The organism is Pseudomonas sp. LG1E9 (genome assembly GCF_003290225.1).
In the GTDB taxonomy this organism is placed as follows: domain Bacteria; phylum Pseudomonadota; class Gammaproteobacteria; order Pseudomonadales; family Pseudomonadaceae; genus Aquipseudomonas; species Aquipseudomonas cyclaminis.
The window spans coordinates 2,114,912-2,126,260 of record NZ_CP029983.1; the positions used below are offsets into that span (position 1 = coordinate 2,114,912).

An 11,349-nucleotide genomic window follows, 5' to 3' on the forward strand; every position below is an offset into this window, starting at 1 on the left:
ACCTGAGATTTTATTGTTGTAGGACCGGCACCCAAGGCAGGTGCCGGGAGGCGCTCGATCAGTGCTTGAACATCACGTGGCGAACCGTGGTGTAGTCCTCCAGCCCGTACATGGACATGTCCTTGCCGTAACCCGACAGTTTCTGACCGCCATGGGGCATTTCGCTGACCAGCATGAAGTGGGTATTCACCCACGTGCAGCCGTACTGCAAGCGCGCAGCCAAACGATGGGCGCGGCCTACATCGGCGGTCCATACGGAGGACGCCAGGCCGTAGTCCGAATCATTGGCCCAGCCCAATACCTGCGCTTCGTCGGTGAACCTGGTCACCGACACCACCGGTCCGAACACCTCGCGGCGCACGATTTCATCGTCCTGTTGCGCGTCGGCCAGTACCGTCGGTTCAAAGAAGAACCCGTTGCCTTCCACCGCCTTGCCACCCGTCACCAGGCGGATATGCGGCTGCGCCACGGCACGCTCGACAAACCCGGCGACACGGTCGCGATGCTGTGCGGTGATCAACGGGCCCAGTTCGGTGGCCGGGTCATCCTGCAAGCCATATTTGATAGTGGCGACGGCCGCACCGAGCTTCTCGACAAATGCGTCGTAGATATCCGCCTGGGCGTAAATGCGGCACGCGGCCGTGCAGTCCTGGCCAGCGTTATAGAAGCCGAAGGTGCGGATACCTTCCACGGCGGCCTCGATGTCCGCGTCGTTGAAGATGATCACCGGCGCCTTGCCGCCCAGCTCCATGTGCATGCGCTTCACGCTGTCGGCCGTGCTGGAAATGATATTCGCGCCGGTGGCGATGGAGCCGGTCAGCGACACCATGCGCACCTTCGGGTGGTTCACCAGCGGGCTGCCTACGGTTGGCCCACGACCGAACACCAGGTTGAGTACACCGGCCGGGAAGATCTGCGACGCCAGTTCAACCATGCGCAGCGCCGTCAGCGGGGTTTGCTCCGACGGCTTGAGCACCACGGTATTACCGGCGGCGAGGGCTGGGGCGATTTTCCAGGCGACCATCATCAGTGGGTAGTTCCACGGTGCGATAGAGGCGATCACGCCCACCGGGTCGCGGCGGATCATCGACGTGTGGCCCGGCAGGTATTCGCCGCCGGCCGAACCGCTCATGCAACGGCTGGCGCCGGCGAAGAAGCGGAATACATCGGCAATCGCCGGGATCTCGTCGTTCAGCGCCGCGCTGTAGGGCTTGCCGCAGTTGTCCGACTCCAGCTTGGCCAGCTCTTCGCCGTGGGCTTCGATTGCGTCGGCCAGTTTCAGCAGCAGCAGGGAGCGGTCCTTCGGCGCGGTTTGCGCCCAGTTTTCAAAAGCCGCGTCGGCAGCACGCACGGCCGCGTCGACCTGGGCTTCGCTGGCTTCGTTGATTTCCACCAGCACCCGGCCCAACGCCGGGTTGAAAATCGCCTGGGCCGGGCCTTCGCCTTCGACCAGATGGCCGTTGATCAGCAGTTTGGTTTGCATGGTTCAGCTCTCCTCAAACTAATGTTATTTCCCTGAAGAAACCGGTTCTAAATGTGGGAGGGGCTTGCCCCTTCCCACATTTAGAGCCGCGTTCCTCCAGTCACAGAGTTATTTACCGCCACTTCCCGCCACGCTTTCACCGCCGCGTGTCAGGTAATAGGCACCGAGAATCGGGAACATCGTGACCAGCATCACCAGCATCGCCACCACGTTGGTCACCGGCACATCCCTAGGGCGACTGAGCTGGTTGAGCAACCACAGCGGCAAGGTGCGCTCGTGGCCAGCGGTGAAGGTGGTGACGATGATTTCGTCGAACGACAGCGCAAACGCGAGCATGCCGCCGGCCAGCAGCGCCGAGCCCAGGTTGGGCATGATGATGTAGCGGAAGGTCTGCCAACCGTCGGCGCCCAGGTCCATCGAGGCCTCGATCAGGCTATGGGAGGTGCGGCGCAAGCGGGCGATGACGTTGTTGTAGACGATCACTACGCAGAATGTCGCGTGGCCGACGATGATGGTGAACATCCCAGGCTCAATGCCCAGTGTCTTGAAGGTCGCCAGCAGCGCGATACCGGTGATGATGCCCGGCAGCGCAATCGGCAGGATCAGCATCAGCGACACACCTTGCTTGCCGAAGAACTCGCGGCGATACAGCGCCGCCGACGCGAGGGTGCCGAGCACCATGGCGATCAGGGTGGCGATGGCGGCGATCTGCAGCGACAGTTTGATCGACTCCAGCACGTCCGGCCGGGCAAACGCCACGCTGAACCACTTCAACGTGAAGCCCTGGGGTGGAAAGCTGAACGCGGCTTCTTCGGTGTTGAAGGCATAGAGGAAGATGATCAGGATCGGGAAGTGCAGAAACACTAACCCGCCCCAGGCCGCGATCTTCAAGCCTATTGATGACTGCATTTGAGGTGAAGAGTCAGAGTGCATCGAAGGCCCCCAGGCGTTTGACGATGGACAGGTACACCGCAATCAGCACGATGGGCACCAGGGTGAACGCCGCGGCCATGGGCATATTGCCGATGGCACCTTGCTGGGCATACACCATGCCACCGACGAAGTAACCCGGCGGGCCCACCAGTTGCGGCACGATGAAATCGCCCAGGGTCAGCGAAAACGTGAAGATCGACCCGGCCGCAATCCCCGGAATCGACAGCGGCAGAATCACCTGCATAAAGGTCTGGCGCGGCTTGGCGCCCAGATCCGCCGAGGCTTGCAGCAACGACGGCGGCAAACGCTCCAGGGATGCCTGGATCGGCAAAATCATGAACGGCAGCCAGATATAGACGAACACCATGAACCGCCCCAAATGCGAGGTGCTCAAGGTGCTGCCGCCCACGCCGGGAATGCCCAGCACGAACTGCAACACCGGCTCCAGCCCCAGGTGCTGCACAAACCACTGCGCCACGCCGCCCTTGGCCAGCAGCAAGGTCCAGGCGTAGGCCTTGACGATATAGCTGGCCCACATCGGCATCATCACCGCGATGTAGAAGAACGCCTTGGTCTTGCCCGTGGTGTAGCGGGCCATGTAGTAGGCAATGGGGAAGGCCACGATGGCGCTGGCGATCGACACCACAATCGCCATGCTCAGGGTGCGCAGGATGATGTCGAAGTTCGACGGCTGGAACAGCGCGGCGAAGTTGGCCAGGGTCAGGTCCGGCGTGACCGTCATGGTGAAGTCGTCGAAGGTGTAGAAGCCTTGCCACAGCAGGGTCAGCAACGAGCCGAGGTAGATCGCGCCGAACCAGATCAGCGGCGGTATCAGCAGCATGGCCAGGTACAGGTTGGGCTTGCGGTACAGCAGGTTGGAGAACCTGCGCATCGGCGGTTGGGAAAGGGCCAGGCTCATGTCACACCTCGCCTGCAGTGTCGGTCAGCGGCGTCATGGCTTCCCGCGCCCAGCGCGCGGTGATCGGCTGGCCGACCTGATGGCCGCTGCTGATGTCCAGCCACTGGTTGTTGGCCTGGCTGATGTTCAACGCCTGGCCGTTCTCCAGTTTCAGCTCATAGCGGGTGGCGCTGCCCTGGTACTGGATATCATGCAGCAGGCCGCTGACTTCAACTTCGCCGGAACCCAGCGGGCCTTCGGCAAACCGCACATGCTCCGGGCGGATCGAAAACGGCTGCGCGCTGCCGCTCAGGCGCTGGGCCAGTTCGCCGCGAATCACGTTGGAGGTGCCGACGAATTCGGCGACGAATGCGGTGGCCGGTTTCATATACAGGTTGCGTGGGGTGTCGACTTGTTCGATGCGGCCTTTATTGAAGACCGCCACACGGTCAGACATCGACAAGGCTTCGGTTTGGTCATGGGTGACGAAGATGAAGGTGATGCCCAGCTGGCGTTGCAGCTTTTTCAACTCGCTCTGCATCTGCTCGCGCAGCTTGAGGTCGAGGGCGCCCAGCGGTTCGTCGAGCAGCAACACGCGGGGGCGATTGACCAGGGCGCGGGCCAGGGCCACACGCTGGCGTTGACCGCCCGAAAGTTGCACCGGCTTGCGCTCGCCATAACCGCCGAGGGCGACCATGCCCAAGGCTTCTTCGGCGCGGTTCAGTCGCTCGGTCTTGCCCACGCCTTTGACCTTGAGGCCGTAGGCCACGTTGTCGCGCACGTTCATATGGGGGAACAGCGCGTAATCCTGGAATACGGTGTTTACATCGCGTTGATACGGCGGCAGGCCGGCGGCCTCCTCGCCATGAATCCGGATCGAGCCGGCGCTCGGCTGCTCGAACCCGGCGATCAGGCGCAGGCAGGTGGTCTTGCCCGAGCCGGAAGGGCCGAGCATGGAAAAGAACTCGCCGTCCTGGATATCGATGGAAACCCGGTCAACGGCCTTCACTTCGCCGAACTGACGGGAAACGTGGGTGAATTGGACTGCAAGCGTCATGGTGCGGTGCTCCAAAAAAGCATGGGCCGTCGCAGCGGCCCGGTCTGGGCTTCTGAAAAAACGAGGATGCATGTGTGCTGCGCTGAACGGTGAAAATCGGGCTTTTGTGGTGAGCGGGCTTGCCCCGCGCAGGGCAAGCCTGCTCACCACAAGAAGCAGTCTCTGCAGGGACCTTTAGCGGCCGCCCATGATCGCGATGTAATCCTGGGTCCAGCGGCTGTAGGGCACGAACTTGCCGCCTTCTGCCTGCGGGGTTTTCCAGAAGGCGATCTTGTCGAACTGGTCGAACCCGTTGGTCTTGCACCCTTCGGCACCCAGCAGTTCGCTTTCCTTACAGGCCGCAGGCACCGCCGGCAGCGAGCCGAACCACGCCGCGACATCGCCCTGGACCTTCGGCTGCAGCGACCAGTCCATCCACTTGTAAGCGCAGTTCGGGTGCTTGGCTTCGCTGTGCAACATGGTGGTGTCGGCCCAGCCGGTGGCGCCTTCCTTGGGGATAGTCGAGGCAATCGGCTGTTTCTCGTTGACCAACCCGTTGACCTGATACGGCCAGGCGCTGGAGGCCACCACGCCTTCGTTCTTGAAGTCACTCATTTGCACGGTGGTGTCGTGCCAGTAGCGGTGGATCAACGGTTGCTGGGCGCGCAACAGGTCGAGCACGGCTTTGTACTGGGTTTCGGTCAGCTCATACGGGCTCTGGATGCCCAGTTCCGGCTGGGTAGATTTGAGGTACAGCGCCGCATCGGCAATGTAGATCGGGCCGTCATACGCCTGCACGCGGCCTTTGTTCGGCTTGCCGTCCGGCAGGTTCTGGGCGTTGAACAGCACATTCCAACTGGTGGGCGCGGTCTTGAACACGTTGGTGTTGTACATCAGCACGTTCGGGCCCCACTGGTACGGGGTGCCGTAGGTCTGCTGGCCGACCACGTACCACGGCGCATCCTTGAGGCGTGGGTCGATGTTCTTCCAGTTGGGGATCAGCGCGGTGTTGATCGGCTGCACACGCTTGCCGACGATCAGCCGCAGCGACGCATCGCCCGACGCAGTGACCAGGTCATACCCGCCCTTGGCCATCAGGCTGACCATTTCGTCAGAAGTGGCGGCAGTTTTCACATTGACCTTGCAGCCGGTTTCCTTCTCAAAACCAGTGACCCAGTCGTAGGCCTTGTCGCTTTCGCCACGTTCGATATAGCCAGGCCAGGCGACGATATCCAGCTGGCCTTCACCGGCGCCTACCGCCTTGAGCGGTTCGGCGGCCTGAATGCTGACGCTGGCCAGCAGCGCGGTGGTCAAGGCACTGAGCAGTGCGGTCTTGTGCGCGGACATGGGGGTTCCCTCTTCTTTAATTATGGTCGGGGCAGTTGTGTGCAACCGGTGACGCAGAAGCTTAGTTGTTGTTTTAAAGATGTTGGCCGTGGCGGGCCATGATGTGGCGCACCACGCTGTAGTCCTGTAGCGAATCGCTGGACAGATCTTTCCCATACCCCGAGCGCTTCAAGCCGCCGTGGGGCATTTCGCTGACCAGCATGAAATGGCTGTTGATCCAGGTGCAGCCATATTGCAGGCGCGCTGCCACCTGCATGGCTTTGTCCAGGTTTTGGGTCCATACGGAGGAGGCCAGGCCGTACTCGGAGTCGTTGGCCCAGTCCACCGCCTGTTCCAGCTCGTCGAAGCGGGTCACCGTGACCACCGGACCAAACACTTCGCGCTGCACGATCTCATCATTCTGTTTACAACCGGCGAGCAACGTTGGCTGGTAATAGAAGCCCGCGCCGGAATGCACCGCGGCGCCGGTGACCCGTTCGATATGGGGCTGGCCGAGGGCGCGCTCGACAAAGCTGGCCACGCGGTCGCGCTGGCGTGTGCTGATCAGCGGGCCCAATTCGTTGTCGGCATCGCGCTTGCCGGCAAAGCGCAGGCTGCTGACCGCCGCACCGAGGTCGGCGACCAGCTTGTCGTGAATCCCCGCCTGGGCGTAGATGCGGCAGGCGGCGGTGCAGTCCTGGCCGGCGTTGTAATAACCGTAGGCGCGCACGCCTTCGACCACGGCTTGCAGGTCGGCGTCGTTGCACACGATCACCGGCGCCTTGCCGCCCAGTTCCAGGTGCGTGCGTTTCAGGGTTTTCGACGCGGCCTGCAGGATTTTTTGCCCAGTGACGATATCGCCGGTCAGGGACACCATGCGCACTTTCGGGTGGCTGACCAGATGGCTGCCCACGCTTTCGCCGCCGCCACACAGGATGTTGATGACACCGCGTGGTAACAAGTCCTTCAGCACGGGGGCCAAGGCGAGGATCGACAGCGGTGTGTGTTCCGACGGCTTGAATACCAGGGTATTTCCGGCAGCCAGGGCGGGCGCGATCTTCCACGCGGCCATCATCAATGGGTAGTTCCACGGCGCAATGGAGGCGACGACGCCAATCGGGTCGCGCCGCACCATGCTGGTGTAGCCCGGCAGGTATTCGCCGCTCAGTTGCCCGGTCTGGCAGCGCACGGCCCCGGCGAAGAAGCGGAACACGTCGACGGTGGCGCTCAAGTCATCCTGACGCGCCAGGTGCAGTGGCTTGCCGCAGTTCAGGGATTCCAGGCGGGCCAGGTAGTCGGCTTGTTTTTCGATGGCATCGGCGATGCCCAGCAAAATGTTCGAACGTTGCTGCGGCGTGGTCCGCGACCAGCCGGCAAATGCACGGTGGGCGGCGAGGATGGCCGATTCCACCTGCTCGGTGCTGGCTTCGGCGATCTGGGTGAGCACTTCGCCGGTGGCCGGGTTGAGGATCGGCTCGGCAAAACCCTGGCCGTGGACCAGTTCGCCGTCAATCAGCAACGCAGTAAGCAGCGGGGTAGACGCGCCGGACATTTTTCGCGATCTCTTTTCTTGTGTGGCCATGGGCGTTCTCTTACGAGGGCCTGACCTTTCTCTTATGGATGCACAGAGACTAGAGGTCAGGCGCGAGGTCAACAAATACTAAATACTGAATGCAGCATTCGATTAAATAGATGGCTTGCGTGGATGGGGCTGTTCCCGGGCGACGGTGAGGAACGGGTCCACCAGTGCCGGTCGCGCCGTGCCACGGCGCCACGCCAGGCCTACGTCGAGGGTCTGGCTGAGATCCGCAATCGGTCGCGCCTCAATAATGTCGCCCTCCAGGGACCATGGGCGGTAGGTCATGTCCGGCTGGATCGATAGGCCCAGTCCTGCCGCCACCAGGCTTCGGACGGCTTCCGTCGATGCGGTGCGTAACGTGACGCGCGGTTGTAGTCCGGCGCTGGCCCACATGCGCTGGGCGTTGTGGCCCATTTCATCGACATTCAGCTGAATCAGCGGCTCGCGCGTGACATCGGCAAGGTTGATGCTGTCGTGTTCCAGCAGCGGATGCTGCGCTGGCAGCCACAGGCGGTGGGGCGAGTGAGTAAGCACTTCGGTCTGCAGGGCGTGGCGGTCTTCCAGGTTGGAAAGGATCAGCACGCCGACATCGATCTCGCCGCTGACGAGTAAGTGTTCGATATACGGGCGCTCGTCCTCCATCACACGGATCTCCACATTGGGGTAGGCGCGCTGGAAACGGGTGAGCAGGTCGGCGAGGTAGTAGCCGGCCACCAGGCTGGTCACGCCGATGATCAATTGGCCGGCGACCTGGTCGGTGCTTTGTTGCAGGCTGCGTTTGGCGTTGTCCACGGTGGCGAGGATCAAGTGCGCCTGGCGCAGGAACTGGTGGCCCTGGTGGGTCAGGGTCATGCCCTTGGCGTGGCGGTTGAACAGGTTGACGCCGATTTCCTGCTCCAATTGCTGGATCGCCAGGGTCAGCGTCGACTGGGAAATAAACGCGGTCTGCGCGGCGGCCGAGATTGAGCCGGTCTCGGCCACGGCGATAAAGTGCCGGATTTGACGCAAGGTCATCATGCTGGAATTACCAGTGGGGTGTTTTTATAGATTTGTCCGAGTGTATATCGGTTTTAGCGAACGGCAGCGGCGTTACATCTGGAAGCACTCTAGATCGGGGCTTTTTGGCACTTAGTTTTACGCTGGTGGCCTATTGGTCCAATGAACCCAAGTGTCTGGAGGCTACGAATGAATACCCGTGGATTGCTCGATCAGTTGCTCAAGTCCGGCCAGGACATGTTGCAAAACAAGGCTGGTGGCCAACGCAAGCAAGACGATAAAGGTGCTTTGGGCGGTCTGCTGGGCGGCGCTGGGTTGGGCAGCCTGCTCGGCGGTGCCGGTGGTGGCGCCCTGGCGGCGGGGGCCATGGGCCTGTTGCTGGGCAATAAAAAGGCGCGCAAATTCGGCGGCAAAGCCCTGACCTATGGCGGGCTGGCCGCATTGGGTGTGATTGCCTACAAGGCCTACGGCAACTGGCAGGCCAACCAAGCCAATGCGCCCAAGGGCGAACCGCAGACCATCGACCGCCTGCCACCGGCCCAGGTCGAGCAACACAGCCAGGGCATTCTCAAGGCGCTGGTCGCAGCGGCCAAGGCGGACGGTCATGTGGACGAACGCGAGCGCGAACTGATCGAAGGCGAGTTCACCAAGCTGGACAACGACCGCGAACTGCACAACTGGCTGCACGCCGAGCTGAACAAACCCCTGGACCCCGCCGATGTCGCCCGTGCCGCCAGCACCCCGGAAATGGCTGCCGAAATGTACATCGCCAGCGTGATGCTGGTAGACGAAGAAAACTTCATGGAAAAAGCGTATCTGGACGAACTGGCCCGCCAACTGAAACTGGAGCCTGGGTTGAAGCTGGAGCTGGAAAAGCAGGTGCGGCTCAACCAATAAGCACGCATGCACACAAATCCAAATGTGGGAGGTGAGCAAGTCACCTCCCACATTTGCTTTGCGAGCGCTATTCCATTCCCGCTCTCCTGTGTCGTCCAAGCAGGTATTGGATCATTGCGGTATCCAGGGTGCGGCCAGCTGTAGTTTGATCAGATAGCGTTCTTGAGTGGGATTTCGAACATCCTTGAAGCGATTAACCACCAGCATTACCTGATATTTGTCTGCGGCCTGCCATATAGACGTACCCCCTTTGTTTACGTTGCGTAGTCGCGCACGCCATTGAGGTGTGTCGGCAAAGGGAGGGTCGTCTTTTACGTGAATGGGGATCCAGCCGCCTTTGCGCCATTGTTCCTGTAGGTCCAGTACGACCTGCAGGGTGTCGTCTAGCAACAGCGGTTCGATTTGAGGGGACATGCGAATGCCTTCGACCCGTCCGTTACCGAAGCCTACCGTGAGAAAGCGAGCGAGAGGTGTCACGAATCCATATTCAGCGTCTACGAGTCGCAATCGGGCATTTGACCTGGGAGTCCTGAACCAATGATGCCCGGTAATGGAGGGGCCGATCTTTGCGCTGGAACGTTGTCGCATGTCTTCCCAGGGCTCGCCGGGCGTCAGCGCGATTTCCGGATCATCGGCACCGAAGAATATCGCGAGCCATACGAAAAGGACTACGGCGGCCGACCAGAGGCCGACACGTCGCCAATTCATCTGCGCGATCCACCTCATTGGACGCCACGACCTTCGGCGATATCTTCAAGTGCTTGCTCGATCAGATACCGATCATCGCTATGTAAAAGCTTGTTGAACTGAGCCGCGGCCCTTATTACGAAGGCCATTCGCTGATCGATATCGGCCAGGCTAGCGACGGGATTGTTGCTGAACGTAATGGTGCGCCCGTCATCAACAGGGACGCATTGGCTTGCCAGCGTCAGCTCAATGGCCTGCGCGGTGCCTGAGGGTATACCGGTGACGTAGGAAAGATGGTTGCCGAGCAGCAGGGCTACCAGTTTCTGGTCGGTATATAGGGTTGGCTGAAGGATGTTTCGTTGTTCATGGTCAGCTAGATACTCAACGCTCATGGCAATATTGCCTTTCTCAATCGCCTCAAAAGCTAGCAGGATCTCTCTTTGGCCCGTCCCGAACTCTAATACCTCTTGCCCGATAGGCCACAGCACAGGCGGCCGACCATTTTCAAAGATGTTTTTACGAGACCGTAGACACTTCTCCAGCAACCCCAACCCCCGATCCCTATAAAACGCGTGCAGCGGAAACACGTCCAGAAACAACGTGGTGTTCCCTATTGCCATCATCTCGTACACATGTTGATAAAGCTGCTGCACGCTCGATAACGGCTCGCCCTCGCGTCGCCAATCAACATCAGGCATTGGGTTATTGCGGGCGGCCAGTTCATATTCACGCTGTCGCTTCTCGTACTCCCTCAGTTTTACCCGCCGCTCACGCTCGTCGGCACTGAACAGCCCCCAAACTCCTTTGCGGGCACTCCTTTTCAATTGCTGCGCCGCTACGTACTCCGCTTGAATCTTTTCGATGGAGTCAGCCGCATGCAGTAAGCCGCACCCCACCTGCTTGGATGCAAACGCCGCAAGGCCCGCCCACTGAAAGCGATTATCGAGCCGCCAGAGCTGGGCGTAAGCGGCGTTGATGATCTGGTTGCGCAATCTGGGATCAGCGATCAGCGTGCCGCCCGGCGCCACAATTTCTTCTGCCTGCTTCTGGTAGGTGCGCCAACTGCGTTCGCAAGAAGAGTCGAGCACCTCGCTGAATATCGCAGGCGCTGGCTTTGACGCTGAGGCAGGCGTCGTGCGAGGTATTGACGCTGGGGGCGATGTAGGAGCGGCACTGTTTTGTACGGAGGTTTCTTCGCCGCTAAGCGTCTGATAACGCTCTAACTGGTCGGCAATCAGACGAGGGGGCGGATCGCATTTGCACTGACATATATCGTCCGATAGCGCCACTCTTTGTCCCCGTGCCCACTGCTCCCGGCGTGGCCCCACGCAGACAATGGTGCCCGTGGTTTTACACACAGGGCAACGCACTTCGTGGCCTTCAAGGGCAATGTCGACTTGCTTGATGGCGAAGCCAATCAAACCACCGACGACGGTACCGCCTGCAGTCGTTCTGGCCCCTCGGGTAATAAAGTAGCGTCGCATGCCAGATATGTCCTTTTGTTAGCTGGGACA

At 60.8% G+C, this 11,349-nt stretch carries 10 protein-coding genes; 1 reads left to right on the forward strand and 9 read right to left on the reverse strand.

Going from position 1 to position 11,349, the window contains the following annotated elements; all coding sequences use genetic code 11:
• Positions 1 to 58: 58 nt before the first annotated feature.
• The 7 genes from DNK50_RS09935 to DNK50_RS09965 all read right to left on the reverse strand — a co-directional run bounded on the left by DNK50_RS09935 (position 59) and on the right by DNK50_RS09965 (position 8,272).
• Positions 59 to 1,483 carry a gamma-aminobutyraldehyde dehydrogenase gene (locus DNK50_RS09935; RefSeq protein ID WP_112193809.1) on the reverse strand — a complete coding sequence of 475 codons (1,425 nt, stop codon included), beginning with the start codon at positions 1,481 to 1,483 and terminating at the stop codon, positions 59 to 61.
• A 108-nt stretch (positions 1,484 to 1,591) separates the two neighbouring features.
• Positions 1,592 to 2,416, reverse strand: coding sequence for an ABC transporter permease (locus DNK50_RS09940; RefSeq protein WP_099583409.1), 825 nt, complete (start codon positions 2,414 to 2,416; stop codon positions 1,592 to 1,594).
• Positions 2,406 to 3,335, reverse strand: a complete 930-nt coding sequence (locus tag DNK50_RS09945; RefSeq protein ID WP_112193811.1) for an ABC transporter permease — start codon at positions 3,333 to 3,335, stop codon at positions 2,406 to 2,408. Before DNK50_RS09945 ends, DNK50_RS09940 begins: the two co-directional genes overlap by 11 nt.
• Position 3,336: 1 nt before the next feature.
• On the reverse strand, positions 3,337 to 4,371 hold the full coding sequence (locus tag DNK50_RS09950) for an ABC transporter ATP-binding protein (RefSeq protein WP_112193813.1): 1,035 nt from the start codon (positions 4,369 to 4,371) through the stop codon (positions 3,337 to 3,339).
• Between the two features lie 174 nt (positions 4,372 to 4,545).
• Positions 4,546 to 5,697, reverse strand: coding sequence for a putative ABC transporter substrate-binding protein YdcS (gene ydcS / locus DNK50_RS09955; RefSeq protein ID WP_112193815.1), 1,152 nt, complete (start codon positions 5,695 to 5,697; stop codon positions 4,546 to 4,548).
• Positions 5,698 to 5,770: 73 nt separating this feature from the next.
• The gene (locus tag DNK50_RS09960; RefSeq protein ID WP_177411512.1) at positions 5,771 to 7,228 is read right to left on the reverse strand and encodes a gamma-aminobutyraldehyde dehydrogenase; all 1,458 of its coding nucleotides are present in this window, start codon (positions 7,226 to 7,228) and stop codon (positions 5,771 to 5,773) included.
• Positions 7,229 to 7,360: 132 nt separating this feature from the next.
• Entirely contained in the window at positions 7,361 to 8,272 is a 912-nt protein-coding gene (locus tag DNK50_RS09965) for a LysR family transcriptional regulator (RefSeq protein WP_099583405.1), read from the reverse strand.
• 168 nt (positions 8,273 to 8,440) lie between these two features.
• Between DNK50_RS09965 and DNK50_RS09970 the strand changes: the two genes are divergently transcribed.
• A complete protein-coding gene (locus DNK50_RS09970; protein WP_099583404.1) occupies positions 8,441 to 9,148 on the forward strand; it encodes a tellurite resistance TerB family protein in 708 nt (235 codons plus the stop codon).
• Between the two features lie 111 nt (positions 9,149 to 9,259).
• On the opposite strand, the gene DNK50_RS09975 is transcribed toward DNK50_RS09970, so the two are convergent.
• A complete protein-coding gene (locus DNK50_RS09975) occupies positions 9,260 to 9,874 on the reverse strand; it encodes a hypothetical protein (protein ID WP_112193817.1) in 615 nt (204 codons plus the stop codon).
• On the reverse strand, positions 9,871 to 11,319 hold the full coding sequence (locus DNK50_RS09980) for a PAAR domain-containing protein (protein ID WP_256595583.1): 1,449 nt from the start codon (positions 11,317 to 11,319) through the stop codon (positions 9,871 to 9,873). Before DNK50_RS09980 ends, DNK50_RS09975 begins: the two co-directional genes overlap by 4 nt.
• Positions 11,320 to 11,349 lie beyond the last annotated feature (30 nt).

What these genes read in the sequence shown, in the direction of transcription:
- DNK50_RS09940 (WP_099583409.1), bottom strand. Translation starts at nt 2,416, where the DNA reads ATGCACTCTGACTCTTCACCTCAAATGCAGTCATCAATAGGCTTGAAG.
- DNK50_RS09960 (WP_177411512.1), bottom strand. Translation starts at nt 7,228, where the DNA reads ATGTCCGGCGCGTCTACCCCGCTGCTTACTGCGTTGCTGATTGACGGC.
- DNK50_RS09975 (WP_112193817.1), bottom strand. Translation starts at nt 9,874, where the DNA reads ATGAGGTGGATCGCGCAGATGAATTGGCGACGTGTCGGCCTCTGGTCG.
- DNK50_RS09950 (WP_112193813.1), bottom strand. Translation starts at nt 4,371, where the DNA reads ATGACGCTTGCAGTCCAATTCACCCACGTTTCCCGTCAGTTCGGCGAA.
- DNK50_RS09965 (WP_099583405.1), bottom strand. Translation starts at nt 8,272, where the DNA reads ATGATGACCTTGCGTCAAATCCGGCACTTTATCGCCGTGGCCGAGACC.
- ydcS (WP_112193815.1), bottom strand. Translation starts at nt 5,697, where the DNA reads ATGTCCGCGCACAAGACCGCACTGCTCAGTGCCTTGACCACCGCGCTG.
- DNK50_RS09980 (WP_256595583.1), bottom strand. Translation starts at nt 11,319, where the DNA reads ATGCGACGCTACTTTATTACCCGAGGGGCCAGAACGACTGCAGGCGGT.
- DNK50_RS09970 (WP_099583404.1), top strand. Translation starts at nt 8,441, where the DNA reads ATGAATACCCGTGGATTGCTCGATCAGTTGCTCAAGTCCGGCCAGGAC.
- DNK50_RS09935 (WP_112193809.1), bottom strand. Translation starts at nt 1,483, where the DNA reads ATGCAAACCAAACTGCTGATCAACGGCCATCTGGTCGAAGGCGAAGGC.
- DNK50_RS09945 (WP_112193811.1), bottom strand. Translation starts at nt 3,335, where the DNA reads ATGAGCCTGGCCCTTTCCCAACCGCCGATGCGCAGGTTCTCCAACCTG.